Origin of the sequence: Comamonas kerstersii (assembly GCF_008801935.1) — a bacterium.
In the GTDB taxonomy this organism is placed as follows: domain Bacteria; phylum Pseudomonadota; class Gammaproteobacteria; order Burkholderiales; family Burkholderiaceae_C; genus Comamonas; species Comamonas kerstersii.
Genome location: NZ_VZOT01000005.1, coordinates 274,670 through 294,514 on the forward strand (window position 1 = coordinate 274,670; position 19,845 = coordinate 294,514).

Consider the following 19,845-nt stretch of genomic DNA (forward strand, 5'->3'; position numbering starts at 1 on the left):
TTTCAGAGCACTTTTGTTTTGAAAACAAGCAATATCAAGCGCTGGCAGCTACGTTTTTGAAAGCTACCGTGCAATGAGTGCCTCTGGCCTGCTGGCCCAATTGCTCAACGGACTGGCCAGTGCTTCGTCACTGTTTCTGGTGTCCGTGGGCCTGTCTCTGATTTTTGGCGTCACGCGCATCATCAACTTTGCGCATGGCTCCTTCTTCATGCTGGGTGCGTATCTGGCCTTTTCCAGCGTGGAAATGCTGGAGCCCGTCATCGGCTTCTGGCCTGCGCTGCTGCTCGCGCCACTGGTGTGCGGCGTACTCGGTGCGCTGACGGAAATCGGCCTGCTGCGCCGCATCTACAAAGCGCCGGAGCTGTTTCAGCTGCTGGCCACGTTTGCGCTGGTGCTGGTGATCAAGGATGCCGCCCTGTGGCTGTGGGGCCCGGAAGAATTGTTTGGCCCGCGTGCAGCGGGTTTGGAGGGTTCGGTGGAGTTGCTGGGCCGCCAGTTCCCTACCTATGACTTGCTGCTCATCGCCGTGGGGCCACTCGTGTTGCTGGGCCTGCACCTGCTGCTGACGCGCACCCGCTTTGGCACGCTGGTGCGCGCCGCCACGCAGGACCGCGAAATGGTGGGCGCACTGGGTGTGAACCAGGCCTGGCTGTTCACGGCCGTGTTTGCGCTGGGCGCGCTGCTCGCAGGCCTGGCAGGCGCCTTGCAGCTGCCGCGCGAACCCGCCAGTCTGGAGATGGACATGACCACCATTGGCGCAGCCTTTGTCGTGGTGGTGGTAGGTGGTATGGGCAGCATTCCGGGTGCCTTTATTGCGGCGCTCTTGATTGCGGAAATCAAGGCCGTGTGCATCTGGCTGGGCGTGCAGGAGATCGCAGGCGTGGAAGTCTCTTTTTCCAAGCTCACGCTGGTGGTGGAGTTTCTGGTGATGGCCGCCGTGCTGGTCTGGCGGCCCTGGGGTCTGATGGGCAAACCGCAAGCTGCTGCACGCCATGCGGGCGCGCCAGAGCAGCCGCTGCGCAGCAGCTCCCGGCAGGGCCGGGTGGCGTGGCTCGTATTGATCCTCGCCATGGCGGTGCTGCCACTGCTGCTGGATGCCGACAACTACGCCACGGTGCTGCTGACCGACATGCTGATTGCCGCGCTGTTTGCGGCCAGCCTGCACTTCATCCTCGGCCCCGGCGGCATGCATTCCTTTGGCCACGCCGCCTACTTTGGCCTCGGTGCCTATGGCGCTGCGCTGGCGGTGCGGGCGCTGGATTTGCCGATGGAAGCCGCGCTGTTGTTTGGCCCCCTGGCGGCCGCCGCAGGGGCCTTGCTCTACGGCTGGTTCTGCGTGCGCCTGAGTGGGGTGTATCTGACCATGCTCACGCTGGCCTTTGCGCAAATCACATGGGCCATTGTGTTCCAGTGGGATGGTTTTACGGGTGGCAGCAATGGCTTGACCGGCGTATGGCCCAGTGAGTGGGCAGCGGATGGCTCTACGTTCTACTGGCTGGCTTTGGCGCTGTGTGCAGGTGGCATTTACCTGCTGCGCCGCATGCTGTTTTCACCGCTCGGTTATGCACTGCGTGCAGCGCGTGATTCGGCCCTGCGTGCCGATGCCATGGGGCTGGATGTGCGCCGCATTCAATGGACGGCCTTTGTGATCGCCGCGGCCTTTGCCGGTGTGGCGGGTGCGCTGTTTGCGTTTTCCAAAGGCAGTGTGGCGCCGGATGCGTTGAGCGTGACCAAGAGTGTGGATGGCCTGGTCATGGTGCTGCTGGGCGGCATTCAGACGCTGGCAGGCCCCGTGGTGGGCTCGGCGGCTTTTACCTGGCTGCATGACACCGTGGCCCGCAATACCGATTACTGGCGCGCCATGATGGGCGGGATTATGTTGGTGCTGGTGCTGCTGTTCCCGCAAGGCATTGCGGGCTTTGCGCAGCAGTTGCAGGCGCTGCTGGCTTCCAACAAGAAAGCGCAGGTGGCGCCATGACGGCCTTGCTGCAAGTGCAGAACATCTGCAAATCCTTTGGCGGCGTGCAGGCCGTGCGTGAGGTGTCGTTCACGCTGCAAGCCGGTGAAATGCTGGCCCTGATTGGGCCGAACGGCGCAGGCAAATCCACCACCTTCAATATGGTCGGCGGCCAGCTCACACCCGATTGCGGACAGGTGCTGCTGCACGGCGAAAACATCGCCGGTCTGCCACCGCGCGCCATCTGGCGCAAGGGCGTGGGCCGCACCTTTCAGATTGCGCAGACCTTTGCCTCGCTCACCGTGGTGGAAAACGTGCAGATGGCGCTGCTCTCACACGACCGCCGCATCTTTGCGTGGTGGCCGCGTGCCAGTGCCCATCGCCGTGCGGATGCGCTGGCGTTGCTCGATCAAGTGGGCATGGCGGCGCAGGCTGACCGCGCGTGTAGCGAATTGGCCTATGGCGATGTGAAACGGGTGGAGCTGGCCATGGCACTGGCACACAACCCGCAGCTGCTGTTGATGGATGAGCCCACGGCCGGCATGGCCCCGGGCGAGCGCGTGGCGCTGATGCAGCTCACGCGCGATCTGGCGCAGCAGCGCCGCATGGGCGTGCTGTTTACCGAGCACAGCATGGACGTGGTGTTTGGCCAGGCCGACCGCGTGGCCGTGCTGGTGCGCGGGCAGTTGCTGGCACAAGGCACGCCGCAAGCGGTGCGTGATGACGAACGCGTGCAGCAAGCGTATTTGGGCACTGGACTGGTGCTGGAGAACAACCTATGAGCAACGCGCCAACACTGCTGCAGGTCGAAGGCCTGAACGCCTGGTATGGGGCGGCGCACATCCTGCATGGCGTGTCGCTCAGTGTGGGCCGTGGTGAGGTTGTGGCGCTGATGGGCCGCAATGGCGCAGGCAAATCCACCACGCTCAAGGCCATTGCCGGGCTGGTCGAGCGCCGCGATGGAAAAGCGCTTTTCATGGGCGCCGACATCAGCCGCAAAGCACCGTACCAGATTGCGCGTCTGGGGCTGGGCTATGTGCCTGAAGACCGGCGCATCTTCACCGAGTTGACGGTGCTGGAGAACCTGAAAGTCGGCCGCCAGAAAGCACGCTGCTGGCCCAGCGGCGAAGCGCTGCCGCACTGGACACCTGAAAAGCTTTTTTCGTTGTTTCCCAACTTGGGTGAAATGCCGCAACGCCCCGGCGGGCAGATGAGTGGCGGCGAGCAACAGATGCTGACCGTGGCACGCACGCTGATGGGCCAGCCCTATGTGGTGCTGCTCGATGAACCCTCGGAAGGCGTGGCACCGCTGATCGTGGAGCAGATGGCGAAAACGATTTTGCAGCTCAAGGCACAGGGCATAGGCATTTTGCTGAGTGAGCAAAACCTGCCGTTTGCGCAGGTGGTGGCTGACCGCGCCTATGTGCTGGAAAAGGGGCAGATTGTGCACAGCGGCAGCATGCAGGAGCTGGCAGGCAATGCGGCCGTGCGCCAGCAGTACCTCGGCGTGTGAAAACGCTTTTTCAAAAATCAAAGCAGCCAGCGCTTGTCAGTACGGCATTTCCGATGGTTTTCTATGTGAAAACCAATGTAGACAAGCGCTGAGCGCTCTTTTTATTGAAAACGCTTTTGCAGTTTTCCGCCATCAGGCAAACCGGGTCTGCGCCAGCGCCTCGCGCTGCTCGGCGCTTTGCAGCCAGGCGTGCAGCTGTGGGTAGTCGGCCTGTGGCAGCAGGGCAGGCAGGCGAAACTGCACATAGGCCAGCGCAACGGCGGTGGCAATCTGGTCGAGCGTCAGCTGCGCCTCCGCAGGTGCTGAAAGCTGCTTTTCAAGCTGTGCGAGGGCGCGGGTGATGGCCGCCAGTCGGCGCTGGCCCATGACGCTGGCGTCGGCCGCTGCGCCTTCGTACTTGCGCGCAATCACGATGTTGAACGCAGCTTCCATCAGGCCATAGGCCACGCTGGTCTGCGCCAGCACGCGGCTGATGTGCTGCGCCGGAATCAGGCGCGGGCCGCGGCCCATGTGGTCCAGATACTGCGCAATCAGCAGCGACTCGGCAATGGCCTGCCCATCGTCCGTGACCAGCACCGGAATGCGGGCCTGCGGGTGCTGGGCGAGCAGGGCGGGGTCGTTGTTCCACGGGTCGCACCAGACCAGCTCCAGCTGATCGGCCAGACCTTTTTCCAGGGCGACCACACGCGCAACGCGTGCAAACGGAGATGTGGTGTTCAGAAAGAGTTGCATGGTGAAAGTCGTAGAAAAAATAAAAGCAGTCAGCGCAGATTTCACGGGCGCTGCAGGCGTTTTTGCCTGGAAAAAACCACCAGCACCGCGCCCAGCAGCAGGGCCGCACTGCCCATGACAAACAGGCTGCGGTAGCTGCCCGTGCTGGCATAGACATAGGCCATCAGATAGCCCGCCGTGGCCTGCAGCAGTGCAAACGCTGCCGTGGCATAGCCCCACATGCGCTTGTGCTGTGCAGGGCCAATCAGCTGCATCAGATAGCCCGAGGTAATGGCCGCCATACCAGGCGAGAGCGCTCCCACGACAAAGCCAGAAAGCGCATGGCCTGCAAAGCTGACCCACAGCAGCGGCAGGCCAATAGCCAGCATCTTGAGCACATAAGCGCAGGTGGTGGTGCGCCACCAGCCCCAGCGTGCGGCGCAAAAGCCCACACACAGCGGCCCGACCACGGCACCGAGGCCAAAAAAGGCCCATTGCGTGGCGCCATAGGCCGTGCCCAGCTGCAGCTCACGCGCCAGATAGTCCACCCAGAACACGGTGTGGGGCACAAAGCCAAATGCGTCGGTGGTGTAGGCCAGAAACACCAGCACCACCGGCAGCGTCCAGAGCGTGGCGACGGGTGCAGGGCTGGGCGTAGCACCGGGGACTACCGTGATCGGCGCAGGGGCAGGCAGTGCGCGGGCGCTGCGCCAGCCCAGCCACAGTGCCAGCACGCAGATGGCACCCAAGCCCAGCCATACAGCGCTCAGGCTGTGCTGCGCCAGGCTGGGCACCAGCGTGGCCGAGAGCAGGGCACCCACGCCAATGCCGGAAAACATCATGGGGCCCAGTGCTGCGCGGCGTGGCTGCGGTGTGGCGGCCATGGCCATCGATGGCCCCAGCACCATGAGTGCAGCCCCGGCAATGCCGGACACCAGCCGCCACACAAAAAACACGGCCATGGGCTGGGCGATGCAGCAGGCCGCAAAGCTCAGTGCCACGGCGATCCAGCACAGCACCAAGGCGCGCACGCCGCCCAGCCGATCGGCCAGCGGCGCAGCCGCCAGCGCCCCGATCAGATAGCCCAGCAGATTGGCAGCGCCCAGATAGGCCACCTGCTCACCGCTGAACCAGCCCGCCAGCACCATCTGCGGCATGAGGGCGGTATAGGCAAAACGGGCCAGGCCCACGCCGCTGAGGGTGGCGAGAAAGCCGGTCAGAAAAAGAGGGAGTTCAGAGCGCTGGATCACGATGGTGGTCTATGGTGAATGCTGGCAGATTAGGCCCTTGTGTGCATCATGTCTAATGATTCAAAATGAAGTTCATCATCTTGTTTTGTGATCAACATGCAGCTCAAATCTCTGCGCATCTTTGAAGCCGTCAGCAGCACCGGCAGTTTTGGTGCGGCGGCCCAGCGCCTGCACACGGTGCAGTCCAATGTCACGGCCCACATCAAAAAGCTTGAGGACGAGCTGCAGGTGCAGCTGATAGCGCGCAGCAGCACGCCGGTGCGGCTCACGCCTGCAGGCCACACCCTGCTGCCGCATGCCCAACGCCTGCTGCAAGCCCATGATGTGGCCTGTGCCCTGTTTGCCGGGGAGGCGCCTCCGTCGGGCCGTCTGCGCATTGGGGCCATGGAAAGCACGGCCGCCCTGCGCCTGCCCAGCGTATTGGCGCAGCTGTATCAGGACTGCCCGGACATTGACTTGCAGCTGCGCACCGGGCCCTCAGGCGCCTTGCTGGAGGAGCTGCAGCAGGGGCAGCTGGATTGCGCTTTTGTAGCGGGCCAGCCGCCGCACCCGCGCTGGTGGTCGCATGCGGTGTTTCAGGAGGAGCTGGTCTTGGTCAGCCGCACGCCGCTGCAGCAGCTGCCTGCGCCGGAAGTGCTGCTGCGCACCCCGTTTCTGGCCTTTCGCCAGAGCTGCAGCTACCGCCAGCGTATTGAGCTGCTGCTGGCCAGCCAGGGCATTACGGGCGCACGCATCATGGAGATGGGCTCGCTGGACGCCATTCTGGGCTGCGTGGCCGCAGGCATGGGCTTTGCGCTCATGCCGCATGCGCTGATGCAGACCCAGCTGCCCCGCTTTGCCGTGCATTGCCTGCAGCTTCCGCAGCCGCTGCGCAGCGAGATTGCCGTGATTGATACCTGGCTGGTAGCGCCGGAGCAAGTGGCCTGGTCGCCGCAGCTGCATGCGCTGGTGGGCAAGCTGGTACAGACGGAACTTCAGCCCGTCTGACGCAGCAGTGCCCGGCGGTACTGCATGGCTTCGGCCACATGGGCGCTGGCAATGCGTTCACTGCCTGCCAGATCCGCAATCGTGCGCGCCACACGCAGCGCGCGGTGGGTGGCGCGGGCACTCCACCCCAGTTTGTCCGCCGCCTTGCGCAGCAGCTCGGTGGCGGCGGCATCGAGCTGCACATGCTGGTCCAGCGCTTCGCCCTGCAGCACCCGGGCGCGGATGGCGGCGCTGGGTTCACCCGCAGTCTGGGCCAGCAGCTCCTGCGACGGCAGGGCAGGCACTTCCACATGCAGATCAATGCGGTCGAGCAATGGGCCGCTGAGCTTGGCCTGATAACGTGCCACCTGCTCGGGCGTGCAGCGGCAGCTGCGCTGCGTGCTGCCCCAGAAGCCACAGGGGCAGGGGTTCATGGCCGCAATCAATTGAAAGCGGGCGGGGAAGGTGGTGCTGTGGGCCGCACGGGCAATGGTGATGCGCCCGGTCTCCAGCGGCTCGCGCAGGGCTTCGAGTGCGCTGCGGCTGAACTCGGGAAACTCATCCAGAAACAGCACGCCGTGGTGGGCATAGGAAATCTCGCCAGGCTTGGGCGGTGAGCCACCCCCGACCAGTGCCACGGCACTGGCCGTATGGTGCGGGCTGCCCGTGGGGCGCTGGCCCCAGCGCTCAGGGGCAAAGCGTCCGCCCAGACTGGCAATGGCTGCGCTCTCCAGTGCTTCGGTAGACGTCATGGGCGGCAGCAGTCCGGCAAAGCGCTGCGCCAGCATGGATTTGCCACTGCCCGGCGGGCCCACCAGCAGCAGGCCGTGCGCGCCAGCGGCGGCAATTTCCAGCGCGCGTCGGGCCTGCAGCTGGCCTTTGACATCGGCCATGTCCAGCATGTCCGGCACATGCTGGGCAGCCTGCGGCTGCATACGTTGCCAGCCGGTGGACGGTGGTGCGTCCCTTGCGCTGTCTGGCAGCAATTGCTGCACCACATCGAGCAAATGCTGTGCACCATAGACCTCGATCTGCGTGGCCCAGGCGGCTTCGCGCGCACTCTCCGTGGGCAGCACAAAGCGCAGCGGTGGTTCCTGCGTGCCCATGGCCAGTGCCGTAGCCAGCGCGCCGCGCACCGGGCGCAGCTCGCCGGACAGCGACAGCTCTCCGGCAAATTCCCAGCCCTGGAGCTTGCGTGCATCAATCTGGCCGCTGGCGGCAAGGATGCCCAGCGCAATCGGCAGGTCAAAGCGGCCGGAATCCTTGGGTAGGTCGGCGGGGGCCAGGTTCACCGTGATGCGCTTGTTGCCGGGGTATTCCAGGCCGCTGTTGGCAATCGCACAGCGCACGCGCTCTCGGGCTTCGCGCACTTCCAGATCGGCCAGGCCGACCAGGTTGAGGGCTGGCAATCCATTGGCCAGATGCACTTCCACAGTGACCTGCGGGGCCTGCAGACCCATCAAGGCGCGGCTTTGTACACACGCCAGAGACATAGCGACTTTTCCTCCCTAAATCGGTGCGGTGGTGGTGCCGTGCTGGCACATCCGTGGTGCACTGCTTTGGTGCGTTACTGGGGATAAACGGCAGCCCTCATGGTGTTGGGCGCAGCCTGCACAGGCAAGTCCGCTGGTTGGCACGCTCCCTGCTTAAAGGGCTTGTCACAACACTTTTTACAACTGCCCGCTTCCCGGAGGAACGTCTCATGAAAATGGTGTCAGCCATCATCAAGCCCTTCAAGCTCGACGAGGTGCGCGAAGCACTCTCGCAGCTTGGCGTACAGGGCATCACAGTGACCGAAGTGAAAGGCTTTGGTCGTCAGAAAGGCCATACCGAGCTGTATCGCGGCGCGGAGTACGTGGTGGATTTCCTGCCCAAGGTGAAGCTGGAAGCCGCCGTGGATGACGCCATTCTGGAGCAGGTGATCGAAGCCATCGAAGGTGCGGCCCGCACCGGAAAGATCGGCGACGGCAAGATTTTTGTTTTCGACCTCGAACAGGTCGTGCGTATTCGCACCGGTGAAACCGGCAAGGACGCCCTGTAAAGCAACCATTTATGCGAGAGACTGACATGAAGAAAATGCTTCCTGCACTGTCTGTTGGCCTGGGCCTGCTGGGCGCCGCCACAGGTGCTCTGGCCCAAGAAGCTGCACCGGTTGTTGAGGCCGCTGCACAGGTGACTTCGGCGGTAGAAACTGCTGCTGCCACGATCGATTCCGGCGACACCGCCTGGATGCTGACCTCCACCATGCTGGTGATTCTGATGATCATCCCCGGCCTGGCACTGTTCTACGGCGGCCTGGTGCGCTCCAAGAACATGCTGTCCGTGCTGGCACAGGTGTTCACCATCTTCTCGCTGATCACCGTACTGTGGGCCGTCTACGGCTTCTCGCTGACCTTCGGTGGCGAAGGCAAGTTCTACGGTGACTTCAGCAAGCTGTTCCTGTCTGGCATCACGCCTGACACCGTATCGTCTGCGCTGAGCACGATTCCTGAGTTCGTCTTCGTGGCCTTCCAGTCCACTTTTGCTGCCATTACCGTGGCGCTGATCGTGGGTGCCTTTGCAGAGCGTACCAAGTTCTCGGCCGTGATGATCTTCTCCGTGCTGTGGTTCACCTTCAGCTACATCCCCATGGCCCACATGGTGTGGGGCGGTGGCCTGATGGCAGAAGACGGTGCGCTGGACTTTGCCGGTGGTACCGTGGTGCACATCAACGCCGCTGTGGCCGGTCTGGTGGGTGCCTACATGGTGGGCAAGCGCCTGGGCTTTGGCAAGGAGGCCCTGCCTCCACACAGCCTGACCCTGACCATGGTCGGTGGTGCCCTGCTGTGGGTGGGCTGGTTCGGCTTTAACGCCGGTTCCGCAGGAGCTGCCAACGGCGGCGCTGGTCTGGCCTTCATCAACACCATCCTGGCAACGGGCGCTGCTGCTGTGGCGTGGATGGTGGCTGAGACCCTGCACAAGGGCAAGGCTTCCATGCTGGGCGTGGTCTCCGGTGCCGTGGGCGGCCTGGTGACCATCACTCCCGCAGCTGGCTTTGTGGGCCCCATGGGTTCCATCGTCATGGGTTTGATCGCTGGCCCTCTGTGCCTGTGGGGTGTGTCTGGCCTGAAGCGCATGCTGAAGGTGGACGACGTGTGCGACGTGTTCGGCGTGCACGGTGTGGGCGGCATCCTGGGCGCCATCCTGACCGGTGTGTTCTGCGCTGCCAGCTTGGGTGGTGTCGAGCCCGAGGGCTACAACATGGCCTCTCAAGTCTGGGTGCAGTTCAAGAGCGTGATCATCACCATCGTCTGGTGCGGTGTGGTCTCCTTCATCTGCTACAAGGTGGCCGACATTCTGGTGGGTCTGCGTGTCTCCGAAGATGCAGAGCGCGAAGGTCTGGACATCACCACCCACGGCGAATCTGCCTACAACCGTTAAAAGACGGTCTGGAATCTCTGTTCCCATCTACGTGTAGTGTGGCCGCCCTTCGGGGCGGCTTTTTTTATGCCTGCACACTGCTGTCAGGTAGTGCGACATGGAAGGGCGTGCTTGGTTTTCACAAGTACCATTCAAAAAAATCACAACGACACACACCCTCCAATTGCCAGAGACAAGGCTAGGATTGAGCGCCATGGATTCCTCCCTTCACCAGATGCTCGAGCGCGTACGCGCTGCTGTTGGCGATGCTGCCCCCCTGCGGATTCGCGGTGGCGGCAGCAAAGACTTTCATGGCATGCGCCTGCAAGGCGATGTGCTGGATATGCGTGCGCTGCAAGGCATCGTCAGCTATGAACCGAGTGAGCTGGTGGTCACCGTGCGTGCAGGCACACCCTTGCATGCGCTGGAAGCAGCGCTGGCTGAGCGTGGTCAGTGCCTGGCGTTTGAGCCACCACACTTTGCGACGGCGCAAGGCGATGTGGCAACCGTGGGCGGCATGGTGGCCGCTGGCTGGAGTGGCCCGGCACGTGCCAGCGTGGGCGCGGTGCGTGACTTTGTGCTGGGTGTGGAGATCATCAACGGCAAGGCAGAGCTGCTGCGCTTTGGCGGCACCGTGATGAAGAATGTGGCGGGCTATGACGTCTCGCGTCTGATGGCAGGCAGCTGGGGCACGCTGGGGGTGATCACCGAAGTCAGCCTCAAGGTGCTGCCCGTAGCGCCTGCCGAAGCCACACTGCGCTTTGCGGGTATCAGCCAGGCCGATGCCCTGCAGCGCCTGAACCAGTGGGGTGGCCAGCCCTTGCCACTGAACGCCAGCCGCTGGCTGGAAGAGGGCGCTGCAGGCATGCTGTATGTGCGCTTGCGTGGTGCTGCTGCAGCCGTGGAAGCTGCATGCCAGAAAATGGGTGGAGAGCGCATGGAATCTGCGCAGGCAGCTATCGACTGGATAGCGTGCCGCGAACAGCAGCTGCCCTGGTTTCAGCAGCCACGGCTGGGCGACTGCCTGTGGCGCCTGTCTGTGCCGCCAACGGCGCCCGTGCAGCCCCTGCCAGCAGGGATTGCACCGCCGCTGGTGGAGTGGCATGGGGCGCTGCGCTGGGTGCATGCTCCGCGCAGCATGGGGCCGCAGCTCAAGGCTTGGGCGCAGTCAGTGGGTGGGAGCGCAACGCTTTTCAGAGCAGAAATTGCAGACCAGATGAGCGCTGAGCCCCTATTTGACGTGCAAAACGCAGCTCTGCAGCGCATCCATGCGCAGCTCAAACAGGCATTTGACCCTGCCGGTATCTTCAACCCCGGCCGAACGGTGGAGTGACATAGACCGCTATGCGAAGGTTGCGTCACCTGGCAGATTTTCACCGTACCAGCTCCACCAACCGGGCGCTGGGCTATCTGATGGCGTTCAACGCCGGAGCCATCAATGCGGGGGGCTTTACGGTGCTGGAGCTGTACACCTCGCACATGACGGGTTTCATGTCCATGCTGGCGGACCATCTGGTGCTGGGCAATACCGCGCTGGTGCTGGCCGCGCTGGGGGCGCTGCTGGCGTTCACCGCTGGGGCCGCGGTCTCGGCCATGCTGGTCAACTGGGCGCGGCTGCTGGGCCTGCGCAGCACCTATGCCCTGCCGCTGCTGCTGGTGGCTTTGCTCATGCTGCTCTTCGGTCTGGTGGGCTCTGTCACCATGAACTGGAAGACGCTGTTCGCCGTGCCCATGACGGTGCTGCTGCTGTCCTTCATGATGGGCGTGCAGAACGCCACGCTGACCAAGATGTCCAACGCCACCATCCGCACCACGCACATGACGGGCGTGGTGACGGATCTGGGCATTGAGCTGGGCAAGATGCTGTTCTGGAACCGGCTGGCAGGCGTGCAGCAGCAGAAGGTGCGGGCCAACTGGTCCAAAGTACGCCTTTTTTCCGGACTGCTGGGCATGTTTTTTGTGGGCGGTATTGCCGGGGCGCTGGGCTTCAAGCAATGGGGCTTTGTCTGTGTGGTGCCGCTGGCCTTGCTGCTGATGCTGGTTTCCCTGCCGCCACTGTGGGCGGATGGCCGCAAGCTGCGGCATTACTTTGCTTCCCGTGCAACCTAAAACGATAACGAGACAAGCCCATGCAAACTAAGCTCGCGCCGGTTTACCGTGATACGCCTGAAGGGCAGGAGGCCGAAGCCATTCTGCGCAAATGTGTGCACTGTGGCTTCTGCACCGCTACCTGCCCGACCTACCAGACGCTGGGCGATGAGCTGGACGGACCGCGTGGCCGTATCTACCTGATCAAGCAGGTGCTGGAAGGCGCAGCACCAACGCGTGCCACGCAGCAGCACCTGGACCGCTGCCTGACTTGCCGCAACTGCGAATCCACTTGCCCCAGCGGTGTGCAGTACGGGCATCTGGTGGACATTGGTCGCAAAGTGGTGGAGGCACAGGTGCCGCGCCCCATGGGCGAACGCCTTCAGCGCTGGGCCCTGAAAGAAGGCCTGACATCGCCCCTGTTTGCTCCAGCCATGAAGCTGGGCCAGCAGGTGCGCAGCCTGCTGCCCGCGCACATTCGCGCCAAGGTGCCGCCAAAGACGGAGCATGGTGTGTGGCCCACGCGCGAGCACGCCCGCAAGGTGCTGCTGCATCTGGGTTGCGTGCAGCCCGCCATGCTGCCCAATATCAACTACGCCACAGCACGTGTGCTTGATGCCGTGGGCATCCAGAGCGTGGTGGTGCAAGGCAGCCAGTGCTGTGGGGCGGTGAAGTTCCACCTCAATGACCAGGACGGGGCCAAGGTGCAGATCCGCGCCCATATCGATGCCTGGTGGCCAGCGGTGGAGGCGGGCGAGGTGGAAGCCATTGTGAGCAATGCCTCAGGCTGTGGCGTGATGATCAAGGACTGGGCGCACATCCTGCGCCATGAGCCTGCGTACGCAGACAAGGCAGCACGCATCAGCGTGCTGACCAGAGACTTGAGCGAACTGCTGCCAGCCCTGCTGCCTGAACTGGTCGAGCAGCTGGAGGGCAAATTGCAGGTAGACAGCCAGCCCATGGCCTACCACCCGCCCTGCACGCTGCAGCATGGGCAAAAGCTCAAGGGCACGGTGGAGGCTGGTCTGCGCCAGCTGGGCTTTCAGCTCGTCACTGCACGCACCGAGTCGCACCTGTGCTGTGGCTCGGCAGGCACATACTCGGTCCTGCAGCCAGAGATAGCCCATACGCTGCGCGAGCGCAAGCTACGGGCGCTGCAGGAGGTGGCGGTACAGCCTGCAGCGATTCTTTCGGCCAATATTGGCTGCATCGTCCACCTGCAAAGTGGCACGGATATCCCGGTACGCCACTGGGTGGAAGTGCTGGATGACGCGCTGCGCAAAGCCGCATGAACAGGCGCTTTGCCTGCATTTGCCTGGGTGCGGAGCCAATGCCGCGCATGGTGTGAACGAGCCCGGGCTTCACACTTGGCCCGCAATGCTGGCATCATCGCGGGTTTGATTTTTGCAATGGCGTCCTGCCCATGACCGAAACTGTGTCCTCTTCCGTTGAACATGCTGCGCCTGCAGCTGCCGAGCCAACGCGTCGTCAGCCGCGCCGTGGCAGCCATCCTCGCAAGCCTGCAACGCCTGCGGCTTCGCGTCCCGTACGTGAAGTGCACCCTGTGCTGGCACAGCTGGCGCAGCTCTATCCAGCGCTGTTTGGCGCCAATGCACTGCCCCTGAAGCGCGGCATCTACCAGGACCTGCTGGCCGCACATGGCGAAGTGCTGGACAAGGCCGGGCTCAAGGAAGCGCTGGCCATCCACACACGCTCTACGCGCTACCTGCTGGCCGTGGCCAATGGCACGGCGCGTTATGACCTGCAGGGCAATGAGGTCGAGCCCATTGCGCCCGAGCACGTGTTTCACGCCGTGGTGGGGGTGTTCAAGCGCAAGAAGCCGCGCGATGGCGAAGATCTGCAGGCCAAGCTGCGTCACCGCATTGGTCAGGCCTTTGTGCGATCTGGCCTGAGCCGCGAAGCCTATATGGCTGTGGTGCAGGTGCGTGATGCGGCCACCCAGACGGCGCTGGAAGAAGCGCTGAACGAAGTGGCTGAGCAAGATGCCAAGGCCGAAGCTGTGGAGCGTGCCTATGTGGCCAGCGGCTCGGGCGATGTGCGTGCCTTTGCCGACATGTATGGCATGGATGCACGCCTGGTGATTCGCCAGCTGCAGCGTGCCAAGCAGCTGCGTGCGGCATAAGCCAGAAGCATGCTGAAGAGGAGCCTGCAAGGCTCCTTTTTTATGCCTGCTGCTGCAGTGCAGCTTCAATGTCTGCAGCCATGCTTTGCGGTTTGTCGGTAGGAGCGTAGCGGTGCAGCACCTGGCCGCTGCGGCCGACCAGAAACTTGGTGAAGTTCCACTTGATCATCTGCGTGCCCAGCACACCCGGCGCTTGCGCCTTGAGCCAGGTGAACAGCGGATGGGCGCTGCTGCCGTTGACATCGACCTTGGCCATCATTGCAAACTCCACACCATAGTTGCGCTGGCAGAAGCTGGCAATTTCGCTGTTGCTGCCCTTGTCCTGCTGGCCAAACTGGTTGCAGGGAAAGCCCAGAATCACCAGCCCCTGACGGGCATAGCGGGTGTGCAGTTCCTGCAGGCCTTGCAGCTGCGGGGTGAAGCCACAGGCACTGGCGGTGTTGACCACCAGCACGACCTGCCCACGGTATTGCGACAGGGGCACGGTCTGTCCGTCGATGGAGGTGCCCTGGAAATCGTAGAAGCTGGGCATGGCGGCGTCTTTTCTGGGAAAGCGACAAAAGCGCAGTGTCGCACAGGCGGAATGGGGCTGTTCTTTCTTGATGTGTATCAAGAAATTGCGGTGTCAATGCCTGCTTGTTGGTGCTCACTCTTGCTGTTGCAAAGGCCTGGCATTTACTCGTATTTGGCGAAGTCTTCATGCCGCAAACACAGGCGACAGCTGGCCGCCGGGTCTCCCTAGAATGCCTTGTAGATACAGATTGATACGTTCTACGAGGGGTGGTTATGGGGTGGACAAGCAGTATGCAGACGGCAGGTCCTGTGCCTGGCCGGGGGGGGGGTATGGCAGTCGTGGTCTTTGCGCAGCCGCTTCTTTCTGGCGGCGGCTCTTGCGCTGTGCGTGACCGTGCTGATGGTGGTGCTGCTGCTGCAGTCGGCCCTGACCAGTGCCGACCAGCAGGAGCGCGTGCAGCGCTATGAGCTGCCTGCACAGTTGCAGTCCGTGGCAGCGCGTGTGCAGGCACAGCTGAACCTGGCCACGCGCCTGCAGACGACGGACAAGGCAGAAATTGGCCGCATGTGTGAGCAGCTCAACCGCTTTCTGGAGCGTTTGCGCACAGCGTTCCGTGATGTACGCACCTCTGTGAATGCCATTCATGCCAATGCTGGATCGATTGCACGGGGCAACCAGGATCTGGCGCAGCGCACCGAGACCGAGGTGGCAGCGCTGGAGCACTCGGCCTCCAGCATGGAAGAGCTGGCCACCTCGGTGCAGCAGAACGCAGAAACCGCACACATGGCCAGCAGCCTGTCGAGCAATGCCACCGATGTGGCGCGCCAGGGTGGAGAGCTGATGACGCAGGTGGTGGAGCATATGCAGTCGATCGCGCAGCGCTCCGGTGCTGCGGCCCGTGAGATTCGCGATCTGATTCAGGAGTCCAACGCCCGTGTGTCCAACGGCGCACAGCATGTGGAGCAGGCCGGTGCCACCATGCAGGACATCGTGCAGGCCGTGCAGCGCGTGTCTGACCTGATGCAGTCCATCGCCTCCGTCTCGCAGGAGCAGGCGCGTGGCCTGTCCAGCGTGACACAGTCCACCACGCAAATGGAGCAGGTGACCCAGCAGAACATGGCGCTGGTGGATGAGGCGGCAGCAGCTCAGCTGGAGGCCGAGGCTACGCGCCTGCATGACCTCATGGGGGCTTTCCATCTGGAGCAGAACAGCACACTGACACTGGCCTTGCGGTAAAGGCAAGCCAGCATTGAGCAGGCAAGGCTTCTGCGCTAGATTTGCTGTCTGTACGGCGTACAACCCATACAGGAGCTCTTTATGCACAGAGGATTGTTATCGGTTCTGGAAAGCGGCAGTCTGGCGCTGGTGCTGTCGGCAGTGATGCTGGTGGCTGCAGTGGCTTATGGCCTGTATACCAACCATCAGACCAAGGCAGCAGATGCTGCGCCTGTGGTGCAGGAAGCCGCACCAGCCAAGTAAAAACGGAGTCAGCCATCGCAAAGCCCGTGCAGTACCACTGCACGGGCTTTGTGGTATCTGTAGATGGCCTAACGCTGCTTTTGCAGCACCGCCAGCAGCGCGCCGCCAATGATGAAGACGCCGCCCAGCAGCATGCGCGGCGTCAGCTGTGTAGCGCCCAGCAGCCATGCCGAGCAGCTGGCAAACAGCACTTCCGAGAGCATGATCAGCGAGGTGGTGCTGGTGGGCACGCGCGCCGCCCCAAACTGCAGCGCCCAAGAGCCCACGGCCACCAGCACCGCCATGCCCAGCAGGCAGCTGATCCACACCGCATTCGGTGCCGGAATGGCTGGAAACTGGCCCAGGCCATAGCCTGTACCCGCAGTGATCAGGCCGACCACCATGCAGCCTACAAACATGGCCAGCACGCGCGACATGCTGGGCGTGTGAAAGCTGCGGCGCAGGATCACATTGGTGCAGGCAAAGCAAAAGCCGCCAAAGATGGCCAGATACTCGGGCAGACCGATGCCTGCGGACAGGCTTTGCCAGGTAGCGCCTTGCGGCACGATGACCAGTGCCATGCCGCTGAATGCCAGCACCAGGCGCAGCAGACCGGCTGCCGTGGGGCGCTCGCCCAGAAAACGCCAGGCCAGCAGGACCGTCCAGGCGGGCATGAGATAGAACAGCAGAATGACGCGCACCACATCGCCGGTGGAGGCCGCCATGTTGAAGGACACATTGGTCAGCCCCGAAGACAGCGCCAGCAGCCACAGCACGCGATGGGCGGTAAAGCCCTGCCAGCTGCTGCGAATGCACAGCACGGTGACCAGGGAGAGCAGGCCGTAAATCATGCTCGTGGCCCAGGGTGCAACCAGACCTTGCCCATGCATGGTCTGAAACGGCCACCAGGCCAGGCCCCAGACCATGGCGTTGAAAAGCAGACAGAGATACGGCAGAGCTGATGGCATGTCAAAAACAGCTCCGGCGCAGAGATTGACTGCGCCGGATGCTATGAAAAGATGGTGGATGTTCTGGCTGGTATGGGCAAGTCTTAGTGGTGGTCGCGGCGCGCAATCTGCAGCAGCTGTCGTACCTCATGGCCGTGGTGGCGGCAGTTGTAGCGGTACCAGCGGCCAATCAGCCACATGGTAGCTGCAACCATCAGGCCAAAGCAGGTGATGGCACCATAGGCCGACATGCCCCACATGGTGGCCAGGCTGTACAGCAGACCCAGACCCAGAATGCAGGCCTGTTCATTGAAGTTCTGTACGGCAATCGAGCGGCCGGCACCCATGAGGCTGTGGCCGCGGTGCTGCAGCAGTGCGTTCATGGGTACGACCAGATAGCCGCCCAGACCGCCGAGCACGATCAGAAATGGCACGGCAATCCACAGGTGGCCGATGAAGTTCATGCAGATCACCAGCAGGCCCATGGCAATACCCATGGGAATCACACGGGTGGCGTGCTGCAGGCGCATGCGCATGGAGGCCAGCACGGCGCCCACGGCCGTGCCAATGGCGACCACGCCCACCAGCGCAGAAGCCTGCGTGGTGCCGTAGCCCAGGGCCACCGCAGCCCAGGCCAGCACGATGTAGCGCAAATTGCCGGATACGCCCCAGAACAGGGTGGTGGTGGACAGTGAGATCTGGCCCAGCTTGTCCTTCCACAGGCGGCGGTTGCAGTCCCAGAAGTCGGGCAGCAAAGCCATGGTGCTGCGCACCAGCCCCTTGCTGTGGTTCTGGCGCAGCGGCATCAGGGCAGCCTCGGTGCGGGGGATGTGCAGGTTGAAGGCGGCCGCCAGTGCATAGACAAAAATCAGCACGCCAATGGCTGCTTCGGCGGCGTTGTCTACGCCGGGAATGCCCAGAGCCAGCAGTGGCCCGGCAATGGCGGGTGCCACCAGCTGACCGCCGAGCAGCACGCCCAGGATGATGGAGGTGATGGTCAGGCCCTCAATCCAGCCATTGGCCTTGACCAGCTGGGAAGGGGGCAGCAGCTCCGTCAGAATGCCGTACTTGGCGGGGGAGTAGGCCGCCGCGCCCAGGCCCACCACGGCGTAGGCCAGCAGCGGGTGGTGGCCAAAGAGCATGAGCAGACAGCCCACGACCTTGATGGCATTGCTGATGAACATGACGCGCCCCTTGGGCAGCGCGTCCGCAAACGCACCCACAAAAGGCGCAAGCAGCACGTAAAACAGCGCGAACATGGGAACCAGAGCGGCACTTTGCCAATCTGGGGCACCGCCGGTGCGCAGCAGTTCAACCGCTGTCACAAACAGTGCGTTATCGGCCAGCGAGCTGAAAAACTGCGCCGACATGATGGTGTAGAAACCGCGCTTCATGAAAATTCGAGGCATGTCCACGGCAGCAAGGGCCAGTGCGTGGACAAGATGGGACTGTTGGCAAAATGACGGTCGGTTATATCACGGGGTGTACGGACCGAACTTTCATAAACCGAATGCATCTTCCGGATTTGCGGCTGTATGCCAATGCTGCACGCAGTATTGCCTGCGGAGTTCGCTTACATCCTGCGCTGGCAGTGCCAGAATGTGCCATTTGCCCCGTTTTGATTGCTTTGACATGCCCCGTCCGATTCTTGCCACCATCCACCCTCAAGCGTTACGTCACAACCTCGAGCAAGTGCGCAAGGCGGCCCCGGACGCCAAGCTGATGTGCATGGTCAAGGCCAATGCCTACGGCCACGGGCTGGAACATGCCTTTGCCGGGCTGCGCGCCGCCGATGGTTTTGCGGTGCTGGAAATTGCGGAAGCACAGCGCCTGCGCGCCATGGACTGGCGTGGCCCCATCCTGCTGATTGAAGGCGTGTTTGAGCCGCGCGATTTGGAGATGTGCTCCCGCCTGGGCCTGTGGCACACCGTGCACTGCGACCGCCAGATCGACTGGCTGGCTGCGCACAAGACCCAGGTGCCACACCGCGTGTTCCTCAAGATGAACAGTGGCATGAACCGCCTGGGCTTCACGCCCGAGCGCTTTCGCAGTGCCTATGCGCGCCTCAATGCGCTGACGCAGGTGGAGGAAATCTCCTTCATCACCCACTTCAGCGATGCCGATGGTCCCCGTGGCACGGCCCACCAGCGTGCGGTGTTTGAGCGTGCTACGCACGATCTGCCCGGCGAGCGCACGCTGTGCAACAGCGCGGCATCGCTGCTGGAAGCCTCGGACGAACACCTGCGTGGCGACTGGGTGCGCCCCGGCATCGTGCTGTTTGGCAGCTCGCCCGACTATCCTGCACACACCGCGCAGCAATGGAACCTGCAGCCCGCCATGACGCTCAGCGCCCAGGTGATTGGCACGCAGCAGCTGCAGGCGGGTGACACCGTGGGCTATGGCTCCACCTTTACTGCCACCGAACCCATGCATATCGGCGTGGTCTCCTGCGGCTATGCCGACGGCTATCCACGCCTGTGCGGCACGGGCACGCCGGTGCTGGTCAACGGTGTGCGCACGCGTCTGCTGGGCCGTGTGAGCATGGACATGCTGTGCGTGGACCTCACACCCGTGCCCGGCGCGGGTCTGGGCAGCGAGGTCGTGCTGTGGGGCAAGTCGCCCAGGACCGGCGCCATGCTGTCGATCGACGAAGTGGCTGCCGCCGCAGGCACTGTGGGCTATGAGCTGATGTGTGCAGTGGCAGCACGCGTGCCCATGGTGAATGACGAAGAAGCAACGCCACGCAAATAAAAAAGAGAGCTGCTTGCACTGAATTGATAAGGTTTTCAGATACTTTTGTATCTGAAAACCAGTCAATACAAACGCTAGGCGCTCTGCTTTTGATAGATGCCTCCACGGCCATTGCAGGTGCTCGCAGCAGCCAGCCAGGCTGCGCCGA

At 62.9% G+C, this 19,845-nt stretch carries 19 protein-coding genes; 13 read left to right on the plus strand and 6 right to left on the minus strand.

The window, feature by feature from the left end; translation table 11 throughout:
- The first annotated feature begins 73 nt into the window (after positions 1–73).
- The 3 genes from F7P80_RS10085 to F7P80_RS10095 are packed head-to-tail and all read left to right on the plus strand — an operon-like array spanning position 74 to position 3,470.
- Positions 74–1,978 (plus strand): ABC transporter permease, encoded by a 1,905-nt coding sequence (locus tag F7P80_RS10085; protein ID WP_151044476.1) that lies wholly within the window; start codon positions 74–76, stop codon positions 1,976–1,978.
- Positions 1,975–2,739: an ABC transporter ATP-binding protein gene (locus F7P80_RS10090; protein WP_151044478.1), complete on the plus strand. Its 765-nt coding sequence runs from the start codon at positions 1,975–1,977 to the stop codon at positions 2,737–2,739. The genes F7P80_RS10085 and F7P80_RS10090 overlap by 4 nt, the downstream gene beginning before the upstream one ends.
- Positions 2,736–3,470, plus strand: coding sequence for an ABC transporter ATP-binding protein (locus F7P80_RS10095; protein WP_151044480.1), 735 nt, complete (start codon positions 2,736–2,738; stop codon positions 3,468–3,470). Before F7P80_RS10090 ends, F7P80_RS10095 begins: the two co-directional genes overlap by 4 nt.
- A gap of 132 nt (positions 3,471–3,602) precedes the next feature.
- Here the strand turns inward: F7P80_RS10095 and F7P80_RS10100 are convergent, their stop codons facing one another.
- Together F7P80_RS10100 and F7P80_RS10105 are read right to left on the minus strand one after the other, a co-directional pair.
- Positions 3,603–4,202, minus strand: coding sequence for a glutathione S-transferase N-terminal domain-containing protein (locus F7P80_RS10100; protein WP_054067984.1), 600 nt, complete (start codon positions 4,200–4,202; stop codon positions 3,603–3,605).
- A gap of 41 nt (positions 4,203–4,243) precedes the next feature.
- Positions 4,244–5,431, minus strand: a complete 1,188-nt coding sequence (locus F7P80_RS10105) for a YbfB/YjiJ family MFS transporter (protein WP_151044482.1) — start codon at positions 5,429–5,431, stop codon at positions 4,244–4,246.
- A 96-nt stretch (positions 5,432–5,527) separates the two neighbouring features.
- On the opposite strand from F7P80_RS10105, the gene F7P80_RS10110 reads away from it, so the two are divergent.
- Positions 5,528–6,418: a LysR family transcriptional regulator gene (locus F7P80_RS10110; protein WP_151044484.1), complete on the plus strand. Its 891-nt coding sequence runs from the start codon at positions 5,528–5,530 to the stop codon at positions 6,416–6,418.
- On the opposite strand, the gene F7P80_RS10115 is transcribed toward F7P80_RS10110, so the two are convergent.
- On the minus strand, positions 6,406–7,890 hold the full coding sequence (locus F7P80_RS10115) for a YifB family Mg chelatase-like AAA ATPase (protein WP_151044486.1): 1,485 nt from the start codon (positions 7,888–7,890) through the stop codon (positions 6,406–6,408). The two genes, F7P80_RS10110 and F7P80_RS10115, sit on opposite strands and share 13 nt — an antisense overlap.
- A gap of 209 nt (positions 7,891–8,099) precedes the next feature.
- On the opposite strand from F7P80_RS10115, the gene F7P80_RS10120 reads away from it, so the two are divergent.
- The 6 genes from F7P80_RS10120 to F7P80_RS10145 all read left to right on the plus strand — a co-directional run bounded on the left by F7P80_RS10120 (position 8,100) and on the right by F7P80_RS10145 (position 14,027).
- Positions 8,100–8,438, plus strand: a complete 339-nt coding sequence (locus F7P80_RS10120) for a P-II family nitrogen regulator (RefSeq protein WP_077345382.1) — start codon at positions 8,100–8,102, stop codon at positions 8,436–8,438.
- Between the two features lie 26 nt (positions 8,439–8,464).
- Positions 8,465–9,817, plus strand: a complete 1,353-nt coding sequence (locus tag F7P80_RS10125; RefSeq protein WP_151044488.1) for an ammonium transporter — start codon at positions 8,465–8,467, stop codon at positions 9,815–9,817.
- 184 nt (positions 9,818–10,001) lie between these two features.
- Entirely contained in the window at positions 10,002–11,129 is a 1,128-nt protein-coding gene (gene glcE, locus F7P80_RS10130) for a glycolate oxidase subunit GlcE (RefSeq protein ID WP_151044490.1), read from the plus strand.
- Between the two features lie 11 nt (positions 11,130–11,140).
- Positions 11,141–11,905, plus strand: coding sequence for a YoaK family protein (locus F7P80_RS10135; RefSeq protein ID WP_054067958.1), 765 nt, complete (start codon positions 11,141–11,143; stop codon positions 11,903–11,905).
- Between the two features lie 20 nt (positions 11,906–11,925).
- Positions 11,926–13,176 (plus strand): glycolate oxidase subunit GlcF, encoded by a 1,251-nt coding sequence (glcF, locus tag F7P80_RS10140; RefSeq protein ID WP_054067959.1) that lies wholly within the window; start codon positions 11,926–11,928, stop codon positions 13,174–13,176.
- 131 nt (positions 13,177–13,307) lie between these two features.
- The gene (locus F7P80_RS10145) at positions 13,308–14,027 is read left to right on the plus strand and encodes a ProQ/FinO family protein (RefSeq protein ID WP_054067960.1); all 720 of its coding nucleotides are present in this window, start codon (positions 13,308–13,310) and stop codon (positions 14,025–14,027) included.
- Positions 14,028–14,067: 40 nt separating this feature from the next.
- Here F7P80_RS10145 and F7P80_RS10150 read toward each other — a convergent pair whose 3' ends face one another.
- Positions 14,068–14,559: a glutathione peroxidase gene (locus tag F7P80_RS10150; protein WP_151044492.1), complete on the minus strand. Its 492-nt coding sequence runs from the start codon at positions 14,557–14,559 to the stop codon at positions 14,068–14,070.
- Between the two features lie 327 nt (positions 14,560–14,886).
- On the opposite strand from F7P80_RS10150, the gene F7P80_RS10155 reads away from it, so the two are divergent.
- Together F7P80_RS10155 and F7P80_RS16760 are read left to right on the plus strand one after the other, a co-directional pair.
- The gene (locus F7P80_RS10155) at positions 14,887–15,777 is read left to right on the plus strand and encodes a methyl-accepting chemotaxis protein (protein ID WP_151044494.1); all 891 of its coding nucleotides are present in this window, start codon (positions 14,887–14,889) and stop codon (positions 15,775–15,777) included.
- 81 nt (positions 15,778–15,858) lie between these two features.
- Positions 15,859–16,020, plus strand: coding sequence for a hypothetical protein (locus tag F7P80_RS16760; RefSeq protein ID WP_170265360.1), 162 nt, complete (start codon positions 15,859–15,861; stop codon positions 16,018–16,020).
- 68 nt (positions 16,021–16,088) lie between these two features.
- On the opposite strand, the gene F7P80_RS10160 is transcribed toward F7P80_RS16760, so the two are convergent.
- A complete protein-coding gene (locus F7P80_RS10160; protein WP_151044496.1) occupies positions 16,089–16,967 on the minus strand; it encodes a DMT family transporter in 879 nt (292 codons plus the stop codon).
- 83 nt (positions 16,968–17,050) lie between these two features.
- The gene (lplT, locus tag F7P80_RS10165; RefSeq protein WP_077345374.1) at positions 17,051–18,340 is read right to left on the minus strand and encodes a lysophospholipid transporter LplT; all 1,290 of its coding nucleotides are present in this window, start codon (positions 18,338–18,340) and stop codon (positions 17,051–17,053) included.
- A gap of 238 nt (positions 18,341–18,578) precedes the next feature.
- Here lplT and alr point away from each other — a divergent pair, with 238 nt between their 5' ends.
- Positions 18,579–19,697: an alanine racemase gene (gene alr, locus F7P80_RS10170; RefSeq protein WP_151044498.1), complete on the plus strand. Its 1,119-nt coding sequence runs from the start codon at positions 18,579–18,581 to the stop codon at positions 19,695–19,697.
- Positions 19,698–19,845 lie beyond the last annotated feature (148 nt).

Bases quoted from the DNA above. Each gene is read 5' to 3' on its own strand.
- F7P80_RS16760 (WP_170265360.1), top strand. From the start codon at position 15,859: ATGCACAGAGGATTGTTATCGGTTCTGGAAAGCGGCAGTCTGGCGCTG.
- F7P80_RS10160 (WP_151044496.1), bottom strand. From the start codon at position 16,967: ATGCCATCAGCTCTGCCGTATCTCTGTCTGCTTTTCAACGCCATGGTC.
- F7P80_RS10145 (WP_054067960.1), top strand. From the start codon at position 13,308: ATGACCGAAACTGTGTCCTCTTCCGTTGAACATGCTGCGCCTGCAGCT.
- F7P80_RS10100 (WP_054067984.1), bottom strand. From the start codon at position 4,202: ATGCAACTCTTTCTGAACACCACATCTCCGTTTGCACGCGTTGCGCGT.
- F7P80_RS10135 (WP_054067958.1), top strand. From the start codon at position 11,141: ATGCGAAGGTTGCGTCACCTGGCAGATTTTCACCGTACCAGCTCCACC.
- F7P80_RS10095 (WP_151044480.1), top strand. From the start codon at position 2,736: ATGAGCAACGCGCCAACACTGCTGCAGGTCGAAGGCCTGAACGCCTGG.
- alr (WP_151044498.1), top strand. From the start codon at position 18,579: ATGCCCCGTCCGATTCTTGCCACCATCCACCCTCAAGCGTTACGTCAC.
- F7P80_RS10110 (WP_151044484.1), top strand. From the start codon at position 5,528: ATGCAGCTCAAATCTCTGCGCATCTTTGAAGCCGTCAGCAGCACCGGC.
- F7P80_RS10090 (WP_151044478.1), top strand. From the start codon at position 1,975: ATGACGGCCTTGCTGCAAGTGCAGAACATCTGCAAATCCTTTGGCGGC.
- glcF (WP_054067959.1), top strand. From the start codon at position 11,926: ATGCAAACTAAGCTCGCGCCGGTTTACCGTGATACGCCTGAAGGGCAG.
- F7P80_RS10115 (WP_151044486.1), bottom strand. From the start codon at position 7,890: ATGTCTCTGGCGTGTGTACAAAGCCGCGCCTTGATGGGTCTGCAGGCC.
- F7P80_RS10085 (WP_151044476.1), top strand. From the start codon at position 74: ATGAGTGCCTCTGGCCTGCTGGCCCAATTGCTCAACGGACTGGCCAGT.
- F7P80_RS10150 (WP_151044492.1), bottom strand. From the start codon at position 14,559: ATGCCCAGCTTCTACGATTTCCAGGGCACCTCCATCGACGGACAGACC.
- F7P80_RS10120 (WP_077345382.1), top strand. From the start codon at position 8,100: ATGAAAATGGTGTCAGCCATCATCAAGCCCTTCAAGCTCGACGAGGTG.
- F7P80_RS10125 (WP_151044488.1), top strand. From the start codon at position 8,465: ATGAAGAAAATGCTTCCTGCACTGTCTGTTGGCCTGGGCCTGCTGGGC.
- lplT (WP_077345374.1), bottom strand. From the start codon at position 18,340: ATGAAGCGCGGTTTCTACACCATCATGTCGGCGCAGTTTTTCAGCTCG.